Below are 21,039 nucleotides of genomic sequence, written 5' to 3'. Positions count from 1 at the left end.
CCTATTATCATTACTCGCCAACTACGGTGATCTCCCCGGATCGTACAGGAAAATACTTACAAACCTCATTGTGCGGCACACTATTGAATTTTATCACACCGATAAAAGGGTGTCAAGAGAAATAAAAATGAATAGGGAAGAATGAAAAACGGAAAGTGAAAGGTGGACTGCAGCTTTTTAGATTTAACTTCCCTCTTCCTACTTCACTGCATTCTTCACTCTTCACTTTTCATTATTCCTTCTTCGTAATCTTTCCGCTCTCCGCTCCGATGTACTCCGCCAGCTCTCCTGGATTTACTATCACCTGATGCCCTCTCTGTCCGGCGCTCACGGCAATCTCATCGTAAGAAAATGCCGATTCATCCAGCCAGGTAGGATATTTTTTCTTCATGCCGATTGGGGAACATCCGCCCCTGATGTAGCCGGTGACGGCTAAAAGCTCCTTCAGGGGAAGCATTTCGATTTTTTTATCGCCTGCCAGAGCCGCCGCCTTTTTCAGATTCAGCTCTTCTGCCACCGGGATGCAGAAAACCAGTATTCCCTTGTGCTCCCCTCTGGATACCAGGGTTTTAAAAACCTGTTCTTTTGGCATTCCGATCTGCTCTGCCGCATGCACACCGGAAAGATCTGTCTCATCCGCCTCATACTCAGCGGTGCGGTAAGGTATGTTTGCCTTGTCCAGCAGTCTCATTACATTTGTTTTATCTTTCTTAGCCATACCTCTGCTCTCCTGACGTCTCTGCTTATTTCGCTGCGGACGCTTCCCGCACCTGTTCAAAGAGGGGCCTGCGTATCTTCCTTCTGGTTACCTCCACCAGATTTAACGCAGTGATATCTACTACAGTCGTCTTGATTGGATCGAAGGATACATACCGGCGCAGACTTTCCAGAAGTTCTGTCCTGTGCGCTTCTTCCTCCATATCAATAAAATCAATGATAATGATACCGGAAAGATTGCGCAGCCTGAGCTGACGGGCAATTTCTTTCGCAGCCTCCATATTCAGCCTGAAAAATGTTTCTTCCGTATCACGGCTTCCTTTGACCGCCTTGCCGGTATTTACATCCACAACGGTTAAGGCTTCGGTGGGCTGTATGACCAGAAAGCCTCCGGAATTAAGCCACACCCGCTCTGCAAGCGCTTTCTCAAGCTTGGTCTCGATGCCGTAAAGGCGGCTTAAGGACAGCTCGGTATCTTCATAAAGGCAGAACTTTTTCTCATCCTCCCAGGAGATCACCTTCAGCATTTCACATATTTCACTATAGATTTCCGGCGAATCGGTTACGATTTTTTCTATATTTTCCGAATAGCCGTCTCTGATGTCACAGATATAGGAGGGCGGACACCGATGCACCTGGGTAAATGCCGTTTTATGGATATCTTCTGTCCGCAGTTTCTGATAGAGTGCAGTCAGGCGCTTCTGCTCATCCCGAAGCAATTCTTCTGAAACATTTTTTGCATTCGTGCGGATAATAAAACCATAGTCCTCATTCCGATACGGCTCCATAATGTATCTCAGCCGGCTCCGTTCTGCCGCATCTGTTATCTTCCCGGACACTCCGATGGAACATTTTCCGTGGGTTAAAACCAGGTACTTGCCGGTCAGATTCAGGCAGGAAGTCACAACCGCCTCTTTTAACCTGGTCCCTTCCTTGGCAATCTGGACCAGAAGCTCATCCCCGATGCAAAGCGGTTTCTTTCCCTGCTTTTTACAGAAAATAGGAGAGGGATTATTCTTAATGGAATAATAGCACATAACGCCCTCACCGATTTCAATAAAAGCAGCGTTAATATTCTTTACAATATTCGCTACCCGGCCCACATAAATAGTTCCGATCTGATTTTCCTTCTCTTTCCCGGTTACATTGATCTGAACCAGGTCTTTACCGGAAAATAAGGCAGAGTAGATTATTTGATTCTGTTCTGTTATGACGAGCTGCTGATTCATTCTGTCACTTCCCCCGGCACAGCACCCTCCGGACTGTCTGCCGTAAATTGAAGCAGAGGGATAAATTCATGTTCCGTCTCCGCTTCCGCGATATCCGTGTATACTTCCAGCCGGTGGACCTGCCATGCAAAGGGCGGATAAGAAAGGTCCATAAAATTATAATAGGCTTCCATAACCAGATCCGGCTTAATATTTGTGACACTGCCGGTACACAGCTTAAGCCAGACCTTAGCCGGTACCTCCTGATATTCCGCCACAGAGTCTTCCATGGGGGAAAAGGGTTCAAACGCAAATTGATAGATAAAGGGCCGGATGTCCATCAAAACCTCACTTCGTTTTGTCTTTTTCCGTACCATAATTTCCTTTTGGGCCATAAATTCAGCGAAACTTTTTTCAAAATCCCTGAGCTCCCCTTCTTTTAAGGACACCAGATAATCTGCCGCACAGACCAGAGCCATGGATGGCTTTGCGTCATCCGGTATCCGGACAAAGCCAGTCACACGGATCTCTTCATTCATCTCACCGTTCAAACGCTGCAGGATTTCTTCTGTTGATCCCGGCCACTCCGTCAGGGTCAGATCCATATATTCACCGTCGCTTGTCAGGCCGACTCCCAGTGGCGCGGCGAAAGAAATCATCTGATGAGGGCTGAAACCCTGGGAATAAGCCACCGGAAAATCGCAGCGGCGGAGTGCCTTCTGAAAATACCGCATCACGTCCAGATGGCCGATAAACTTCATAGAGCCTGTCTTGGTAAATTTAAGCCTGGCCTTCATAACAGACACCTCCTCCAAACCGTTTTGCCCCGCAGCCGGAGCATTTCATCCGGCAGTTCGGCGTTATCTCCGCTTCTTTCGCCCGTTCGTACTCCTTCCAGAGGAAACGTTTCGTTACACCGCAGTCAATGAAATCCCAGGGCAGGATTTCCTCGTATTCCCGTTCTCTTACCGTATAAAAATCCGGATCAATCTGATTCTTCCGGAAGGCCTCATGCCACAGGTCGTCCCGGTAATACTCAGACCATGCATCGTAAAGGCAGCCCAGTTTATATGCGTCGTAGATTACCTTGGAGAGCTTTCGGTCGCCTCTTGCGAAGACTCCTTCCAACATGGTAACCTCTGCCTCATGCCAGTTATATTTAATGCTCTTAGAGTTAAGCTGCTCCTTCATTTTCTGATTGAGGAAGCGCTGCTTGTCCAGGAATTCTTCTGCCGAATTCATCCTTGTCCACTGAAACGGTGTAAAAGGCTTGGGTACAAAGAAAGAAGTACTCGCCACGATACTCACCTTGCCATTTCTCTGATCCTTGGGAATTTTATAGTACTCTCTGGCTATGAGATCGGACAATACCGCGATACCCTCTATATCTTCCAGGTTTTCCGTAGGCTGTCCAAGCATGAAATACAGTTTTACACGGTTCCAGCCGCTGTGAAACGCATCCGAGGCCCCCTGCAAAATAACCTCCTCCGTCAGGCCCTTATTGATAACATCCCGAAGTCTCTGGGAACCCGCTTCCGGCGCAAAGGTAAGACTGCTCTTCTTAATATCCTGCACCTTGCTCATTACATCCAGGGCAAACGCATCAATCCGCAGAGAAGGGAGTGAAATATTTACGCCCCGGCTTCCAAACTCGTCAATTAAATAATAGACCAGCTCCTGCAGATGGGTATAGTCGCTGGAACTTAAGGAGCTTAAGGAAATTTCCTCCTGTCCGGTGCTGCGCAGCATTTCATCCGCGCGCTGTTTTAAGAACTCAATATTCCGCTCTCTGATCGGCCGGTATATCATTCCCGCCTGGCAGAACCGGCAGCCCCGGATACAGCCCCGCTGGATCTCCAGCACCACCCGGTCCTGAGTCACCTTAATATAAGGAACCAGGGGCTTTTTCGGATAATAGGTATCGCTCATATCCATCTGAACCTGTTTCAGGATAACAGGGCTGGCTTCCTCTTCCGTTGGTTCAAAGGAAGCAATCGTTCCATCCTCATGATAAGTCACCTGGTAAAACCCAGGTGCGTAGATGCCGGGAAGCCGGGAAGCTTTTTTTAAAAAGTCCTTTCTCGTTCCGCCGCTGCTTTTGTTCTCTTTATAGATATCCAGCAGCTCATTGTAAACGGTTTCCCCCTCCCCAATATAAAAGAGGTCAAAGAAGTCTGCCAGCGGCTCCGGATTGTAGGCACAGGGACCGCCGCCCATGACAATCGGGTCCTCTTCCGACCGGTCCGCGGCATAGATGGGTATCCCTGATAGCTCCAGTATCTGCAGCACATTGGTATAACACATCTCATACTGCAGTGTAATACCCAAAAAATCGAACTCTTTAACCGGGTCCTGGGATTCCAGCGCAAACAAAGGTATGTTCTTCTCCCGCATCACACGGTCCAGATCCACCCAGGGGGAATAGACCCGTTCACAGTAGGTATCCTCCCGCAGATTCAGCATATCATAAAGGATCTGAATCCCCAGATGAGACATGCCGATTTCATATACGTCCGGAAAGCACATACAGAACCGGATGTCTGCCTCAGAGGGATTTTTCTTTATCATATTTATTTCATTTCCAATATACCGGGCCGGTTTCTCAACACTCAGCAGTATATCATCACTTAACGCCAGTTTTCTCATGTTTTCCTCCATGCAGGATTTCCTTTCCTCCCGCAAGCGCGGCAGGTTTATATAATCCTATTTATCATATACATTTTGAGGAAAAACTTCAAGTAAATATACTTCTGATTCCGGAATTAAGCCTGTGAAAGACAAATCATATCGTCCTCATTACCAGTTGCTTTTACAATGACGGTGATCAGACCCATCAGACCCATCAAGCTGTCTATACAGCATTCAACAACTTTTGTAATTCCTTTGCTGACCTTGACTAACGGCGGGAACATCAGAATGCGGCATACAGACTGCAGACAGACAAAAATCTCATTTGCAAAGAGCAGCCCATCCTCGATTCCATCTGAAACCCAATTTAAGATATCGAAAACAGTATATACCACTCCCATAATACACCCAACAACCGGGGCAATGTAATCTGTAGAAGAGCTTTCTGTTCCCATATTAGATATTTTAATCATACCCAAATCGATTATGATATTAACACAGCAGACAATCCAGGCGCCGTATGCCCCGACAGAAGGATTTTCCTTACTAAACATCGGGATACCACAGGCTGTCCAGCATATATTGCCCAGAACGGCGGTGAAATCCCAGATCGTACCCCAATTAACCAGATCCGGGCCGTATTCTTCCTCTGTTCCGGTTTTCTGTCTGACATCATTGATTCCCACCCCCAGCGCCACCACGCACTGTGAAGCACAGCAGAGAACAGTCAGCGTATTCTGCGTTTCTTCTGATGCCACACGATCATTACCGCCCTTTTGCGTAAGAATAGAATGGTATTCTCTTTCAAATTGCAGAAGCGCACTCTCACTTTCAAATGGCACCGTATCTGTCACAAGCTTTTTGGCAGCATGGGCGGGCAGAGCGATCAGCATGCTGATCAAATTAAGCAGGGTCAGATCCTGACGGAATATTTTCTTGAACAGTATTCCAATGACAGGAATGGATATTTTCTGTTCTGCTATCCTTTTTAACGCATCCAGGCACTGAATTCCCAGCCTGACTACGGTTTCACACAGATCAACCGTCATGGAGAGAACCAGCTTCATCAGGCCCGAAAGCCCTTTTAACATTGCCGCCAGGGTATAGTTCATAAAGTTTCCCTGACTGGTTGAAATACTCAGGAGATACTGCTTCGCCTCAAGAAAATCCGGCTCATTCAGAATTTTGTCCGGAATGCTCTGCAGGTAAGCCAGAAGTTCCTGTGCCGGGTCCCTGAGAGGTTCCATAAAGTCTTTTGGCAGTTTGATGCTCCGGTTCACCTGACCAAGCAGAATATCCGTCACATAATTGCCGGATATATCGCCATAGGCGCCCGTTACCCTCTCCACCCTGGCATTGCAGGCAGAAGGCGTATCGGCGCCGATCGACCTGCAGAGCTGATCAATGGTTTGGTCCAGCTTGCTGCTTATTTCCTGTACATTCTCTCGCAGAAAACGGATGCCCTTATCCGCCTGATCTTTCAGAACGGAAAATGACTCCTCATAAAGAAACTTAACGGCCTTTTGGGTTCTTAGGATACTGTCGATCCCAATAATTTCTCCCAGCCATAAAAACAGGGGGTCAAATGCCTCCAGAACCATACCCAGAACACTCTCAACCGTATCCATGATATGGTGTACCGTATCTGTTATAAAATCAATGACATGCTCCACCCCATCAATAATAAAGTTTACAACCGCACGGACAGCATCCCCAATCGCTTTCACGGCCGCCTTCACCACTTTGGCAATCCCTCTGGCAACACTGCGGAAAAAATCCGCCAGATCGGTCCAGAAATTATTGAACGGCTGAAGCATCTCCTGCCGCATTGCTTCAAATTCCTCTGAAGTCAATTTCCTCCGTTCTATCGATCCGTCCTTTTTCTTCTCCAGGACAAATGCCGCACAGCCCGAGGCAAAGAGGCCTTCCTTCTTGCTCCCTGCAATATCTCTTACAGACGTACAAATGTTGTCAAGCGACTTGGTATCCTGACGGCGGGCGGGTGTCAGAATATACTTTCCCTCCGGCCCCTTCGCATTTTGAAGGCTGGGTCGTTGTAATTCTGCAAAACGCTTTCTTTGCATTTGGGCCGGGCTGAATACATGGTATAAGGTTTGCGCATTGGGATAGAGTTCCATCCGGATATCCCCGTCACTTAAGCTGTGTGTCTCATGGTAGACAGCCAGGCAGCCTGCCTCATCGGTTCGCAGCATAACCGGAGTTTTCGGATCTGTCGGCCAAAATTTTCCTCCCGACTCCAGAATCATGTGAGTGTCTGCGCTGACTTTTACCTGAATCCCCGGGGCAGGCAGGCCATGTTCATCCGTCACCCGGACGCGGTGCTCATAAACCGGAACCGCCCGGAATTGCTGCGTAGTTCCCCCCGCTATCATTTCTTCTTCCCACTCATCGTCTGATGCATCATAACAGAGGCGGTGCAGCTGCGTCTCCCGCGTCCCGGAATTTTGAGTCGAATAATACAGAAGATGTTCCTTCTGCGTGTTCACACATTCTCTGTAAGATATTACGTTCTCCGCGATCGGGATCATATTCAGCTCTCTGGGAATACCCGGCTCTAGAAAGTCGTGAAAGATTGTACCTGGGTGGTTGCACGCAATACCGGTAACAGACAAAATATCCTGATTATTTCTGCGTACTCCCTGCACAGAAAAAGATTTAAGATCAAGATGGCCAGGCGGAATCAGCGGATAATACCGTACAGGATGAGCGGCGTTAAACGACGACATCCACAAGCTTCTGCTTCCATTCTGATCGATCAGCATCAAATTATAGCTTTCTGTTTCCGACAGATTCACCTGTATGGTTTGAATAATCTTCGAAGGATACATCGCGTCCGGAACCTCCCAAATACCCCAGCCCATTCTCCCGGATCTCATGATTGCCGCCCGTACTCCCTTCTTTTCGGCAATATTGCTGATCTCAGGGCAGAGAAGGAACACATCCATATCACCGCTGGGAGGATCTCCCGGTACCATTACAGGGCCGATCGGTTTGTATCCAAACTGCTTCAGAGCAGGTGAACAGGCATAAGTCTGAATCTTTCCATCTTTCAGTGTCAGCTCATCTACATAAAGTATTGTATTTTCCGATAGAGGGCCGGAAGTCTGTGACAGACATATTGCAATTCCTGCCTTCTTATCTGCCCGGATTCCTCCGGCCGCAGAAACCATATCACAACCGTCCCGGAAACGGAGCGCAGAGCAGTTCAGACTGCCTCCCTTAATATGCAGCAGATAAAAGGCTCTTTTACCCTCCATGGACCGGACACAGATATAGGCCAGTCCGTCATCCTTCCCCTGCCAGGACAGAGGCAGACCTGCCATGCTTTCAATTGTCCCGCGGATGCCCAGAGTATGACTTGAATAGTGATTGTCCCCGTCCTCCTCCTTGTAGTACCCGATACTGCCGTCCGGCATCGTAAAAAGTATGTATTCCGTCCCATTTTCGTCTGCAAACGGCCAGTATCCGCTGTCGGGAGCCGGCTGGATCTCCCAGTAAACCTCTGTCAGTCTTATTGATGTTTTCATTGATAAATTCTTCATGAAAGTCACCTCCGCTCATGAAATACGTTGCCTTACTAATATAGCTTAAGTATAACAGCGGGGCTGAAAAACACAATTACTCTTTCGTCTCTCCGCTTCCGTTGAGCTTCTGAAATACTGGTATGATTTTTGTGTTGGCAAAGGCTGCAATCTTTTCTTCCAGGCTGTCGAAGGTCTCATTGTAGGCAATGACCTCTCTCACCTTCGTTTCGGTGACAGGCCCGTCCGCCGGCAGGAAACGGGCGCCTCCCCACGCGCATAAAAATAAGACAGCTGCACAGACGAATCTTAACAGCAGCCGTTTTGCATAAGGCACCTCCGGCAGATGCCCCGTATCGCTTCTTCTTATTCCCGGTTCCTGTATCCCTTCTCTGGCCAGTCTGATCTTTTCACTTCGATCCATAACTGTCCCTCCTTTGACTTTCATTTGTAAATGTTTATAATGGAAATGAGGAAAATATGCTTGTTTCAGGACAAAACTACAAAGGATAGAACAGGAGGAATTTAAGTGAGTTACATACCAACCGTATCAGAGGCAGAGGAAATTTTAAAACAATATAATAAGGAAGACTTTCACATCCAGCACGGTAAAATTGTTTCCGGCGTTATGGGATGGTTTGCCGGGGAATATGATCCGGAACGGGTGGATTACTGGAAGACAGTCGGAATGCTCCACGATCTGGACTATGAGCAGTACCCGGAAGAGCACTGCATGAAGAGTCAGGAAATCATGAGGGAGCTGGATATTGACGAAGGAATCATCCGTGCCACGGCCAGTCATGGCTATCAGCTCACCGTCGATATAAAACCAGAGCTGATGATGGAGAAGGTTCTCTATGCCACGGACGAGCTGACCGGCTTAATCGGCGCTGTTGCCAGAATGCGCCCTTCTAAAAGCGTATCTGATCTGGAAGTAAAATCTCTTAAGAAGAAATTTAAGACTCCCAGCTTTGCCGCCGGATGCTCCCGCGATGTAATCAAAAATGGAGCGGAAATGATGGGGATGGAACTGGATGAGCTGTTTGAAAAAACCATACTTGCCATGCGCAGCCTGATCGGTGAAATGCCAGTTTAGAATTGCTTTTCTCCTATCCCTATGGTAAGATTAAAAAAGTTCACGGACGGCCTGAATAAAAGGGTTCTGCCCGGGTTACAGGAAATTAACTAAAGGAGGAACAAGAGAAAATGTCTGAAAATGTTTATGACATTTTAGTGGAGAGAGGCTTTATTGAGCAAGCTACCCACGAACAGGAAATCAGAGAATTGCTTGGCAAAGAAAAAGTCACTTTTTATATAGGTTTTGATGCTACCGCGGACAGTCTGACTGCCGGCCACTTTCTGACCATTATGGCTATGATGCACATGCAGAAGGCCGGTCACCGCCCTATCGCCCTGTTAGGCGGCGGAACTACCATGATCGGAGATCCTTCCGGCAAATCGGATATGCGTACCATCATGACCAGGGAGACCATTCAGCACAATGCGGACTGCTTCTATCAGCAGCTCTCCCGCTTTATTAACTTTGACAATGACGGCGCCATTATCGCAAACAACGCAGATTGGCTGCTGGACTTAAATTATGTGGAGTTTTTAAGAGAGATCGGGGTTCATTTCTCTGTTAATAAAATGCTTACCGCCGAGTGCTACAAGCAGAGAATGGAGAAGGGGCTCACCTTCTTTGAATTTAACTATATGCTGATGCAGTCTTATGATTTCTGGGTACTCAACAAGAAATATGGCTGTACGCTGGAGATGGGCGGCAACGATCAGTGGTCCAATATTCTGGGCGGCGTGGACCTGATCCGCAGGAAGGAACAGAAGCCGGCTTACGGCCTGACCTTCAAGCTTCTGACCACCAGCGAAGGAATTAAGATGGGTAAAACCATGAAGGGCGCTGTATGGCTGGACCCTGCCAAGACTTCTCCCTATGAGTTTTATCAGTATTGGCGCAATATTGAGGACGTTAAGGTGGAAGAATGTCTTGGACTGCTTACGTTCCTGCCGATGGATGAAGTCCGCCGCCTCGGTGCGCTTCAGGGTTCTGAGATTAACCAGGCGAAAGAAGTTCTGGCCTATGAGATTACCAAGATTGTACACGGCGAAGAGGAAGCAGGGAAAGCCCAGGAAGCGGCCAGAGCACTCTTCTCAAGCAAAGCTGTTTCTGAAAATATGCCTACAACCTCCTACACGAAAGAGCAGTTTGAGGCAGGTATTGATCTGATCACCCTTCTGGTAGATGCGAAAATGGTTTCCTCCCGTTCCGACGGCCGCAGAAATATCCAGCAGGGCGGCGTTTCGGTCAACGAGGAAAAGGTAACGGACTTTGAGAGAGTCTTTACACCCTCCGACTTTAACGATGATGACTGCCTTCTGGTAAAGAAGGGCAAGAAAAGCTATCACAAATTTACTGTCAGCTGATCGGATAGACCGTTCTTTCAGGAAGGAGGATGACAATGCCCTGGTGCCCAAAATGTAAAAAAGAGGTTGATGAGAAACATCTGAAAATTTGTCCCGACTGTGCCACTGCTCTTATTTTCACCATGGAAGATGGTAAAAAGTATCAGCTTGTCACAAATGTTAAGCTGGATAATCAGGAAGATGCTGACAAATTTCAGGAATTTGTCTCTTATTCCGGTATAGAAGATACTTATTTTGAAGAAAATCCCACGACAGGTTTATATCCGTTTTATGTCCGGCCGGAGGATGAAAAACAGGTTCGCAAGCTCTATGTAGGGTTTCGGATGGCAAAAGAAGACGCAAAGGCAAAAGAGGTAAAGGAAAAAGAAAAGAAAGAGGCGGCACAGGAGCGAAAATCCACCGTCTATGTATCTGCCGGTGAGAAATATAACGATTATAAATCGTCCGGTTATACCTTGATCGGGGTAGGTGTCTTGGCTGTTATTCTGATCGTATTGAATTATGCGGGAATACTCCCCATCTTCGGAGGCCTGCTCCCCTTCCTTGTGATGTCTGCCATGGCGCTTGGGTTTATTCTTGCAGGAGTCAGCTCGCTGTCAAGAGCCTCCCGCATCAAGGGAGAAATCACAGAAGAAAATTCCATTACCGATGAGATCCATGCCTGGCTGGCGGAAAATATCCTGCCGGATATGCTCACCTCTTTCGAGGATGAAGAGCTGAGTGAAGAAATTATTGTGATGAACAAGATTAATTTTATCGGTGAGAAACTGAAAGAACATTTTCCTGATGAGGAAGATGCCTTTCTGGAAGAACTCGCCGAAGAGTTCTATGATATCAACATTGAAATAGATACGTAAGATCGATCATACAAAAACAGCCGGAAGAGTTCTCTTCCGGCTGTTTCTTTTATCACATATCACATTATATTTATATTACAGCATTGCTTTCGCTTTTGCTGCGATATTCTCAGGAGTCAGCCCATAAGCCTTAAAGAGCAGATCCGGAGCTCCGGATTTGCCAAACTTATCTTCCACTCCTACCTGAGCAAATTTTCCGCCGGAAACACCCGCGATCACCTCAGCGACGGCACTTCCCAGACCACCGATAACAGAATGCTCTTCCGCGGTAACGATACCTTTGCATTTTGCATGATAGTTCAGGATGGTCTCCTTGTCGATCGGTTTGATGGTATGGATGTTTACAACAGCGGCGCTGATGCCGTCTGCTTCCAGAAGTTTAGCGGCAGCCAGAGCTTCCTTCACCATAAGGCCGGTAGCCATAATACACACATCTTCTCCGTCCTTCAGCACATTGGCCTTGCCCGGAACAAATGGAGCGTCTTCTGTGGTGATATCATCCACAACAGGACGTGCCACACGAATGTAGACCGGTCCGTCAATTTCAATGGCAGCTTTTACTGCTTTCTTCGTCTCGATCGGATCGCAGGGTACAAATACTGTCATATTTGGGAGCACACGCATCAAGGCGATATCCTCGATGGACTGATGGCTTCCGCCGTCCTCACCCACGCACAGACCGGAATGAGTCAGTCCGAATTTAACATTGGCATTTACATAGCACACAGAGTTACGGATCTGCTCATAAGCCCGTCCTGCCCCAAACAGAGCAAATGTACTTACAAAAGGAATCAGTCCCGCATGGGCAAAACCGGTTGCCTCGCAGACCATATTGGCCTCTGCGATACCAAAATTATAGAAACGGTCCGGATACGCTTCTTTAAAGATGCCGGTCATCGTCGCGTGTGCCAGATCTGCATCCATTACCACGATCTTATCGTTTGTTGCAGCATATTCTTTTAACGCCTCACCATAGGCAATTCTCAATGATTTTCCCATATTAGTTTACCCCCAATTCTGCCATGGCGGCCTCGTAATCTTTATCCCCTACCGGTGTACCGTGCCAATTTGGATTGTTCTCCATAAAGGAAACACCTTTGCCCTTTACTGTCTCACAGCAAATAAATTTAGGCTTACCGGAAACCGGCGTATTCAGAGCTTCCACAATAGCATTAATATCATGGCCGTCCACCTTGAAGCACTCGAAGCCAAACGCTTTGAACTTGTCCACAATATTGCCAAGGCCCATTACCTCATCGTTGGAACCGTCGATCTGAAGACCGTTGTGATCCAGCATAACCGTGAAATTGTCCAGTTTATAGTGAGCGGCTGACATAGCTGCTTCCCATACCAGTCCCTCCTGGCTCTCACCGTCACCGATTACGGCATACACCTTGTAATCTGCTTTCAGATGTTTCGCTGCCAAAGCCATACCGGCGGCTACGGAAACGCCCTGGCCCAGTGAACCTGTATTCAGATCCACACCTGGTGTTTTTTTCATATCCGGATGGCCCTGGAGATGGCTGTCGATCTTACGCAGTGTCCTTAAATCCTCCTTCGGAAAATACCCTTTATCTGCAAGGATTGCATAGAGAGCAGGGCAGGCATGTCCTTTACTCATCACAATCCGGTCACGGTCTGCTTTCTTCGGGTCCTTCGGATCTACATTTGCCACATTGTAATAAAGAGACATCAATATTTCAACGCAGGACAGAGATCCGCCCGGATGACCGGAACCTGCTGCATGAAGCATTTCGATAATGTCTCTGCGCAGCTGTAATGCTTTTTCATCGTAATTCATTCTTTTTTCCTCCTGATAAGATTATTACATGATTATTGTACAATACCCCTAACATTTTTCAAGTCTTTTCAGCCGCAAAATGAAACCATTTCATGAGGTTTGTCACTATAGTACATTCTACCACAAAATGAAATGTTTCATTTATACATATTGTCCCAGAAGCTTGTTTTTTTTAAGCACACATATTTTCTTATTTTGTTTCGTTTCAGGAAACAGCCTCGCCAATGTAGTAAAATCCCCGGCACTCCTTCAGCCGCACCGGAATAATCTGCCCGATCAGCTGCGCACTCCCCTTAAAATGCACCAGCAGGTTATTGGAAAGGCGGCCCGTCACCATCTCCGGATCGTGATCATTTTGTCCCTCCACAAGTACATCCATCACCCTGCCTGTGTGCAGAGCCGCTCTTGCGGCCGCTTTTTCCTGCACCAGAGCCAGCAGGCGGTCAAAACGGTCTTTTACTACTTCCGGTGGGATCTGATCTTCCATAGCCGCGGCAGGTGTACCCGTTCTCTTCGAATAGATGAATGTGTAAGCACTGTCATACTCCACCTGTCTTACCACATCCATCGTCTCCAGAAAGTCGTCTTCTGTCTCCCCCGGAAAGCCAACGATGATATCTGTGGTAAGAGAGATATCCGGCACCGCCTTACGGAGCTTATCAACCAGCACAAGGTATTGTTCCTTCGTATAATGCCGGTTCATCTTTTGCAATATTTCTGAGCTTCCCGACTGAACAGGGAGATGAAGGTGAGTACAGATTTTATCTGATTCACTCATAACGCGGATCAGATCATCGGAAAGGTCTTTGGGGTGAGACGTCATAAAGCGAATTCGTTTTAATCCTTCTATTTGATCTACTTTCCGCAGAAGCTCGGCAAAAGTAACCGGATTTTCCAATGTCTTCCCGTAGGAATTTACATTCTGGCCCAGGAGCATCACCTCAACTACCCCGTCTGCCACCAGGTTTTTTATTTCCTGTACGATATCCTCGGGCGCCCTGCTCCGCTCCCGGCCTCTCACATAGGGAACAATGCAGTAACTGCAGAAATTATTGCAGCCGAACATGATATTCACACCTGATTTAAACGGATATTTTCGCTGTGCCGGCAGATCCTCCACGATTGCTTTCGTATCCTCCCAGATATCCAGAACCATCTTTTCCGACAGAATACGGCTGTAAAGCAGCTCCGCCAGCTTGAACACATTGTGTGTTCCGAAAATAATATCAACAAAGGAATAGCTCTTCCTGATCTTTTCCACCACCGCAGGTTCCTGCATCATACAGCCGCAGAGGGCAATCAGCATATGTGGATTCTTCTTTTTGTAGTTTTTCAGCACACCCAGACGTCCATACACCCGCTCATTAGCGTTTTCCCGCACTGTACAGGTATTGTAGATCACAAAATCCGCGTCCTCCGTCTCCACCGGACAGAACCCGATTTCCTCCAGGAGCCCTTCCAGCTTTTCCGAATCCCTGGCATTCATCTGGCATCCAAACGTAATTGTGGCACAGGTGAGCGGCCTGCCCAGCTCTTTCTGTTTCTGCGAGAGCCATTCCCTGCATTTTTTAACATAATAATATTGACGGGACGGTTCCTCCGCCGGAACTGGCTTTGTTATATCAATCTGCTCCATCTGGAATTCCATTTCTTCTCTATGTGTCATGTGTTCCTCCTGTATCTTCTCTCCATCCGGCCGTTGCCGCGAAAGAATGTCAGCCTGCACATGTAAATGGCCGGCTGACATTCTGGGCTTACTTTCTTTTTCTTTCCTTCGGTGCAGAATCTCCTTTTTCCTTTGGCTTTCTGAACTTCAGAAGCGCATAGACAAGGCCGATGATACAGGCCGCCAGGGAAATGATAGAAAGCCAGTCCACCCCTGTTACCGTCATGAAAAAGATGTTTAGTACTGTGAGGACCAGAAGTCCGATCACGACATGTTTTGGATTAAAGTCGATTTGTTTTTTCGGTTTCTGAGGCCGGTAATTATAATTGCGCATTGTTGATTCTTCCTCCTATTTCCGGATCTGCCCATTACCCAGAATAATGTATTTTGTTGTGGTCAGAGCCTTAAGACCCATTGGCCCCCTCGCATGTAATTTCTGTGTGCTGATGCCGATCTCCGCTCCAAATCCAAATTCAAATCCATCGGTAAAGCGGGTAGATGCATTTACATAGACGCAGGCAGCATCAATTTCATTCAGAAAACGCATGGCATGATCATAGTTTTCTGTTATAATCGCATCAGAATGTTTCGTATTGTAATAATTGATATGTTCAATTGCTTCTGTTAAATCAGAAACAACTTTCACCGATATAATGGCGTCCAAATATTCTGTACCAAAATCCGCCTCTGCGGCATGCTCCATCTCAGGGCACACGGCGCGGGATTTTTCATCTCCTCTCACTGCGACCCCCGCACTGCGGAGCGCCTCATATGCCAGGGGCAGGAAAGAAGAAGCCACGGCTTCGTGCACCACCAGAGACTCGCAGGCATTGCACACACCGTACCGCTGGGTTTTGGCATTGATCAGAATAGACAGCGCCTTGTCATAGTCCGCATACTGATCCACATAAATATGGCAGTTCCCGGTCCCGGTTTCAATGACCGGAATCGTACTCTGCTGCACAGCAGCCTGGATAAGCCCGGCTCCGCCTCTGGGAATCAGAACATCCACATATTTGTTCAGCTTCATAAATTCCGCTGCCGTCTCCCTGCTTGTATCTGTGATCAGCGAGATGGAATCTTCCGGAAGCCCTTCTGATAAAAGCCCCTCCCGAATCAGGCGCACAATCTCCATGTTGGAGTTTATGGCATCACTGCCTCCCCGTAAGATCACCGCATTACCGGTCTTAAAGCAAAGCCCGAAGGCGTCTGCGGTCACATTCGGCCTGGATTCATAGATGATTCCAACCACACCGATCGGGACCCTTCTCTGTCCAATCATGAGGCCGTTAGGTCGCTTTTCCATAGACAGGATTTCACCCACGGGATCATTTAATAGGATGACCTGCATAAGCCCCTCCGCAATCCCGTCAATTCTCTCCTCCGTGAGACGGAGACGGTCAATCATGGCCTCTTTCATACCCTGCTTTCGGGCCTCGATGATATCTTTTTCGTTGGCCCGGAGTAAAGTCTCTTTGTTCTTCTTCAGGCAGTCTGCCACAGCAGAAAGTCCTCTGTTTTTCTCATTCTGCCCGAGTATATTCAGCTTCGCAGCGGCCCTTCTGGCACGCTCCCCCATAGCAATTAACTCATGATTCATCGCTTACTCCCTTCCCGCGGCACAATATGACGCGTCGGTGTTATAATTTCATCCATCTGCCAGTCTGTGTCCTCCGCAGGAATACGATCCAGAACCTGAAAATCATAGGCAAGCGCCAGCAGATATAAATCGTTTGCGTGTTCTGCCAGATAACGGTCGTAATACCCGCCGCCATAGCCGATCCGGTTGCCGGACAGGTCAAAGGCAAGCCCCGGCAGTATCATCAGTGCCTTCTCCCCTTGAACCAGTTCCCTGGGGTCCGGCTCCAGAATTCCCATCGTTCCCGGTACGAGTTCATTTAACTCTCTGACCCGGTAAAAGCGTATCTCCCTGCCTTCTACTCTTGGGAATGCTGCCACATGGCCATCCTCAAGTGCCTGCACCGCCAGGTTTCTGGTATCCGGTTCTCTGCGTATGGAGGAAAATAGAAGCAGAACCCTGCGTTTCTTATACTCCGGATGTGAAAGCACAGCTTCTGTCATGAAACTGCTCAACTCTGCGGCATCCTCCGGGGTTAGCTTTCTTCTCTGTTCCTTCATCTGTATACGAATTTCATTTTTCCCGGGAACTGTCATATCTGCCGGCCTCCTGCCGTTAATTTTTCTCTTTTGACAGATCAGTCACGGTGCCGTCCGGATTTAGAATAGAAATCCGGTCCAGGTGCCCTCTCAGATTGTTTCTGACCGCGGCCAGATATTCTGCTCTGAGATCCAGCTGCTCTCTTGCCTCTTCCTCAGACAGGCCGATCTGTTTTGACTTGTGGTATAACTCATTAATACGTGCGATCTTCTTTTCATCCATACGGTTTCTCCAGTCATTGCGGTCCGGTTGACGGGCCGGCATTTTATTCATACAAACGATCCGGCAGGCCGGATTGTCTTATTTATGCGAATTCATAATATAGTCCATCAGGTCAAAATCCTCGGATTTATGAGCCAAAAACAGTGTTCCCAGATTTTTCCCCTGGATAATCTCATTGATTACCGCCACGTTCTCCCCATTGGCAATCACCATATCCGCGCCAGAATCGGTAGCGATTTTGGCCGCGCTTAACTTAGTGGCCATGCCGCCGGTACCCATGGAACCTTTCGTATCTTTCCCCATCTGAAACAATCGGTCGTCAATACGCTCAACAAGCTCAATAAATTCCGCGTCCTTATTGCTGTGCGGGTCGTCGGTATAGAGCCCGTCAATATCAGACAGCAGAATCAAAAGATCTGCCCCTACCAGCGCCGATACAATTGCCGAAAGGGTATCATTGTCCCCGAAGTCGCCGTACATCAGCTCTTCTGTGGCAACCGTATCGTTTTCATTCACAATCGGGATCACTCCCAGCTGCAGAAGCTCACGGAAAGTATTCTGCGCATTGACCCGGCTAACATCATATACCATGGTATCCTTGGTAATCAAAACCTGTGCCGGAATCTGATTATACTCCGCGAACAGCTTTTCATAGATCATCATCAGCCGGCCCTGGCCAATTGCCGCACAGGCCTGCTTTAAGGCGGTATCCGATGGCTTTTCTTTCAGCCCCAGAGCCGCACGCCCCTGGCCGATTGCCCCGGAGGACACCAAAATAATTTCTTTCCCCTGGTTACGCAGATCGGTCAGCACCCGGATCAGCTTCTCCATTTTATCCAGATTCAAGTTACCTGTCTTTTCATGGGTAATCGTGGATGTTCCAATCTTAATTACAATTCTCTTTTTGTCCTTTAATGTACTTCTCATTCTCCCGACTCCTATCACGCCGGACGGTAAACGCCGGCAATCGCTTCAAACACCTTGATGCCATCCATAGCGGCAGAAGTAATGCCGCCTGCATAGCCGGCTCCCTCCCCACAGGGATATATGCCCGCCACACTGCTCTCGAATCTCTCGTTTCGCTTCACTCTTACCGGGGATGACGTTCTCGTCTCCACTCCGGAGAGTACAGCGTCCTCCTGATCAAAGCCAGGTATTTTCCGGCCAAAATCAGCCACACCTTGTATTATTGTATCAGATACATAGCCCGGTAGGCAAGTTCTTATATTTCCAAACCGGTATCCGCCCCTGCAGTTTGGCTGCACCTGGCCAAATCCGGTGGACAGGCGGTTTTGACGAAAGTCTTCCAAAAGCTGGACCGGGATACTGCCCTGCCCTTCCTCATAGGCTCTTCGCTCCCACATACGCTGAAACTCCACCCCGGCGAGCACGTCGTCCGAGGGGAAATCACTGGGAGTAACCGTTACAATCAGGGCACTGTTCGCATTTTTCTCCGACCTCGCATAATTGCTCATGCCGTTCACCGCGGTCATCCCCTGTTCTGAGGAAGCATTCACGACAAAGCCTCCCGGGCACATACAGAAAGAATACACGCTCCTGCCTCCGGGCACAGAGCAGCTCACCTTATAATCCGCCGCGGGGAGCATATTGTACGCGCTTCCATATTGGGATTTGCCGATCATGGATTGTAAATGTTCAATCCGAAGCCCGATGGCAAAGGATTTTGCTTCCATCTCTAACTTCATATCCCTTAACAGCGCAAAGGTATCCCTTGCACTGTGGCCTACGGCCAGCACCGCCGCCTCGCAGTCATATTTTTTCTGCCCCTGATTTACCAATACCCCCTGCAGCCTGCCAGCCTGGATGAGGAAGCCGGTTACCTGCTCGCCAAACCGGATCTCTCCCCCCAGGGACTGAATCTCCTGCCGCATATTCTTAATCACTTCCCGAAGCCGGTCTGTCCCGATGTGAGGTTTATTCAAATACAGGATTTCAGACGGGGCTCCGAATTCCACGAATGTCTTTAAAACCTTTCTGCCCCTTAAATAGGGATCTTTCACGAGTGTATTAAGCTTTCCGTCAGAAAAGGTTCCGGCTCCGCCCTCTCCGAACTGCACATTGGAGTCCGTACGCAGTATACCTGTCTTCCAGAATTCCTCTACGCTGCGGGTTCTGGCGTCGATATTCTCCCCTCGTTCCAGAATCAGCGGATGAAAGCCGGCCCTGGCCAGGAAAAGCCCACAGAAAAGTCCGGCAGGACCGCTGCCGATCACTACCGGGCGATGGGAAAGAGGTGTTTCCCCGGACGGCACAAACCGGTATTCCCTGCGCTCTGCCTTAATGACTGTCTTATCTTTTATTTTATGTAGCACCTGTTTTTCCTGCCGTACCTTCACCAGAAGGCTGTACACATAATAAATATCCGGTTTTTTCCTTGCATCAATGGATTTTTTCTTTATTTCATAGGATACCAACGCCTCTGTGCGCACGGACAGCATCCGGCATAGTTCCTTCTTTAAATCTTCCTCTGTATGAGAAACAGGCAATTTAAGCTGTGCAATCTGAATCAAATTATCTCGTTCCTCCCTGCAGCCCTGCCGGCCACAAATCCGCTGCTCCAGGCCCACTGCAGATTATAGCCTCCGCAGGTCCCGTCCACATCCACCAGTTCTCCGGTCAGATAAAGTCCCTTCACCAGCCGGGATTCCATCGTGTCCGGATCTATCTCCGACGTATGTATTCCCCCTGCCGTCACCTGGGCCTGGGCAAAGTCATTTACCTTCAGTACCTGTACCGGAAAGCGCTTGATCCATCTGCTCAGCAGTCCGGCCTGATCCTCTGTCAGTCCGTCTGCATTCAGAAGTCCTGCTTCGTTTAGAATCCCCCAGGCCAGCTTCTGATTGAGAAGTCCGGTTAAGAGTATCTCGGTATTCCTGCCGGGATATACACTGTTCAGCTTTATTAATTGTTCCGTCAGCTCTTCCCGGGAAAATTCCGGCAGAAAGTCGATCTCTGCCCGCAGTTTTCCGCCATGGGCCATGGCCCTGCCCGCCTCGGAGGAAACCTCAAAGACCGGTATCCCGGATATCCCATAAGAGGTCAGCTGCAGCTCTCCCTGGGAAGAGACACATTTATGATCCGGAAGGAAAAATGTAATTCTGCCTCCCGTTCTTACCCCTGCCGTTTTCTTAAAAAACCCTCCCGCACACTGAAAACCGGTCAGCGCAGGTACAAGCGGCGTAATATGATGTCCAAGTGATTCGGCCAGCTTGTATCCGCTCCCGTCAGATCCCAGGGACGGATATGCCATTCCGCCGGCTGCCAGTATCACCTGGCCTGCCTTATAAGTACCCTTCTCTGTTTCAACAGAAAAAAGTCCTTTCTTTTTCCTGATTCCGGATACATGTACACCCGTTTGTATCCGTACACCAAGGCGTTTCAGCTCTGTCTCCAGCAGCACAACGACAGAACGGGCCTGCTCCGACATGGGATATACATACCCATTTTTCACCTTCGGAAACAAACCCATTTCTTTAAAAAACTCTATCGTCTGCTGTTCATCAAACGCAGACAGCACCCTCTGCACAAAAGCCGGGTCCTGACTGTGATAACAGTCCGGCTTCTGCACCAGATTGGTATAATTACATTTTCCGTTGCCGGTTGCCAGTATCTTTTTACCTATTTTATCTTTGTGCTCTAATATCAAAATATTTCTTTTGCCCGAAATATTTTCCCCATGCTTTCCGCATGACAGAGCAGCCATCAGACCGGAAGCGCCGCCTCCGATGACAATGGTATCCGCTTGCATCCCTATCGTAC

At 48.3% G+C, this 21,039-nt stretch carries 19 protein-coding genes; 3 read left to right on the top strand and 16 right to left on the bottom strand.

What is annotated here, in order from left to right; genetic code table 11:
- Positions 1 to 232: 232 nt before the first annotated feature.
- The 6 genes from ybaK to ABCW47_RS06595 all read right to left on the bottom strand — a co-directional run bounded on the left by ybaK (position 233) and on the right by ABCW47_RS06595 (position 8,519).
- The gene (gene ybaK / locus ABCW47_RS06620; RefSeq protein ID WP_343209064.1) at positions 233 to 718 is read right to left on the bottom strand and encodes a Cys-tRNA(Pro) deacylase; all 486 of its coding nucleotides are present in this window, start codon (positions 716 to 718) and stop codon (positions 233 to 235) included.
- A 25-nt stretch (positions 719 to 743) separates the two neighbouring features.
- Entirely contained in the window at positions 744 to 1,946 is a 1,203-nt protein-coding gene (locus tag ABCW47_RS06615; RefSeq protein ID WP_343209063.1) for a ribonuclease E/G, read from the bottom strand.
- Complete coding sequence (locus ABCW47_RS06610; RefSeq protein WP_343209062.1) at positions 1,943 to 2,722, bottom strand: TIGR03936 family radical SAM-associated protein; 780 nt, start codon at positions 2,720 to 2,722, stop codon at positions 1,943 to 1,945. The genes ABCW47_RS06615 and ABCW47_RS06610 overlap by 4 nt, the downstream gene beginning before the upstream one ends.
- The gene (locus tag ABCW47_RS06605) at positions 2,706 to 4,571 is read right to left on the bottom strand and encodes a TIGR03960 family B12-binding radical SAM protein (RefSeq protein ID WP_343209061.1); all 1,866 of its coding nucleotides are present in this window, start codon (positions 4,569 to 4,571) and stop codon (positions 2,706 to 2,708) included. The genes ABCW47_RS06610 and ABCW47_RS06605 overlap by 17 nt, the downstream gene beginning before the upstream one ends.
- 116 nt (positions 4,572 to 4,687) lie before the next feature.
- A complete protein-coding gene (locus ABCW47_RS06600) occupies positions 4,688 to 8,116 on the bottom strand; it encodes a hypothetical protein (RefSeq protein ID WP_343209060.1) in 3,429 nt (1,142 codons plus the stop codon).
- Positions 8,117 to 8,192: 76 nt separating this feature from the next.
- Positions 8,193 to 8,519: a hypothetical protein gene (locus ABCW47_RS06595; RefSeq protein WP_343209059.1), complete on the bottom strand. Its 327-nt coding sequence runs from the start codon at positions 8,517 to 8,519 to the stop codon at positions 8,193 to 8,195.
- A 105-nt stretch (positions 8,520 to 8,624) separates the two neighbouring features.
- Between ABCW47_RS06595 and ABCW47_RS06590 the strand changes: the two genes are divergently transcribed.
- The 3 genes from ABCW47_RS06590 (at position 8,625) to ABCW47_RS06580 (ending at position 11,391) form a co-directional block, all read left to right on the top strand.
- A complete protein-coding gene (locus ABCW47_RS06590; protein WP_425516062.1) occupies positions 8,625 to 9,191 on the top strand; it encodes a hydrolase in 567 nt (188 codons plus the stop codon).
- A 110-nt stretch (positions 9,192 to 9,301) separates the two neighbouring features.
- On the top strand, positions 9,302 to 10,534 hold the full coding sequence (tyrS, locus tag ABCW47_RS06585; protein WP_343209058.1) for a tyrosine--tRNA ligase: 1,233 nt from the start codon (positions 9,302 to 9,304) through the stop codon (positions 10,532 to 10,534).
- Between the two features lie 35 nt (positions 10,535 to 10,569).
- Positions 10,570 to 11,391: a hypothetical protein gene (locus ABCW47_RS06580; RefSeq protein ID WP_343209057.1), complete on the top strand. Its 822-nt coding sequence runs from the start codon at positions 10,570 to 10,572 to the stop codon at positions 11,389 to 11,391.
- A 75-nt stretch (positions 11,392 to 11,466) separates the two neighbouring features.
- Here ABCW47_RS06580 and ABCW47_RS06575 read toward each other — a convergent pair whose 3' ends face one another.
- The 10 genes from ABCW47_RS06575 to ABCW47_RS06530 all read right to left on the bottom strand — a co-directional run bounded on the left by ABCW47_RS06575 (position 11,467) and on the right by ABCW47_RS06530 (position 21,028).
- Complete coding sequence (locus tag ABCW47_RS06575) at positions 11,467 to 12,390, bottom strand: transketolase family protein (protein WP_343209056.1); 924 nt, start codon at positions 12,388 to 12,390, stop codon at positions 11,467 to 11,469.
- Between the two features lies 1 nt (position 12,391).
- Positions 12,392 to 13,192 (bottom strand): transketolase, encoded by an 801-nt coding sequence (locus ABCW47_RS06570; RefSeq protein WP_343209055.1) that lies wholly within the window; start codon positions 13,190 to 13,192, stop codon positions 12,392 to 12,394.
- Between the two features lie 205 nt (positions 13,193 to 13,397).
- Positions 13,398 to 14,858: a tRNA (N6-isopentenyl adenosine(37)-C2)-methylthiotransferase MiaB gene (gene miaB / locus ABCW47_RS06565; RefSeq protein WP_343209054.1), complete on the bottom strand. Its 1,461-nt coding sequence runs from the start codon at positions 14,856 to 14,858 to the stop codon at positions 13,398 to 13,400.
- Positions 14,859 to 14,946: 88 nt separating this feature from the next.
- Entirely contained in the window at positions 14,947 to 15,192 is a 246-nt protein-coding gene (locus ABCW47_RS06560; RefSeq protein ID WP_343209053.1) for a hypothetical protein, read from the bottom strand.
- A 15-nt stretch (positions 15,193 to 15,207) separates the two neighbouring features.
- Positions 15,208 to 16,458 carry a glutamate-5-semialdehyde dehydrogenase gene (locus ABCW47_RS06555; RefSeq protein WP_343209052.1) on the bottom strand — a complete coding sequence of 417 codons (1,251 nt, stop codon included), beginning with the start codon at positions 16,456 to 16,458 and terminating at the stop codon, positions 15,208 to 15,210.
- On the bottom strand, positions 16,455 to 17,033 hold the full coding sequence (locus tag ABCW47_RS06550) for a 5-formyltetrahydrofolate cyclo-ligase (RefSeq protein ID WP_343209051.1): 579 nt from the start codon (positions 17,031 to 17,033) through the stop codon (positions 16,455 to 16,457). The genes ABCW47_RS06555 and ABCW47_RS06550 overlap by 4 nt, the downstream gene beginning before the upstream one ends.
- A gap of 19 nt (positions 17,034 to 17,052) precedes the next feature.
- Entirely contained in the window at positions 17,053 to 17,259 is a 207-nt protein-coding gene (locus ABCW47_RS06545) for a DUF896 domain-containing protein (RefSeq protein ID WP_343209049.1), read from the bottom strand.
- A gap of 78 nt (positions 17,260 to 17,337) precedes the next feature.
- Positions 17,338 to 18,186, bottom strand: coding sequence for a glutamate 5-kinase (proB, locus tag ABCW47_RS06540; RefSeq protein WP_343209048.1), 849 nt, complete (start codon positions 18,184 to 18,186; stop codon positions 17,338 to 17,340).
- A 14-nt stretch (positions 18,187 to 18,200) separates the two neighbouring features.
- The gene (locus ABCW47_RS06535) at positions 18,201 to 19,790 is read right to left on the bottom strand and encodes an NAD(P)/FAD-dependent oxidoreductase (RefSeq protein ID WP_343209047.1); all 1,590 of its coding nucleotides are present in this window, start codon (positions 19,788 to 19,790) and stop codon (positions 18,201 to 18,203) included.
- The gene (locus tag ABCW47_RS06530) at positions 19,787 to 21,028 is read right to left on the bottom strand and encodes a BaiN/RdsA family NAD(P)/FAD-dependent oxidoreductase (RefSeq protein WP_343209046.1); all 1,242 of its coding nucleotides are present in this window, start codon (positions 21,026 to 21,028) and stop codon (positions 19,787 to 19,789) included. Before ABCW47_RS06530 ends, ABCW47_RS06535 begins: the two co-directional genes overlap by 4 nt.
- Positions 21,029 to 21,039 lie beyond the last annotated feature (11 nt).

This window comes from Anaerolentibacter hominis (assembly GCF_032380675.1).
Taxonomy (GTDB): Bacteria; Bacillota; Clostridia; order Lachnospirales; family Lachnospiraceae; genus Anaerolentibacter; species Anaerolentibacter hominis.
This window is presented reverse-complemented; position numbering and strand designations above follow the sequence as displayed.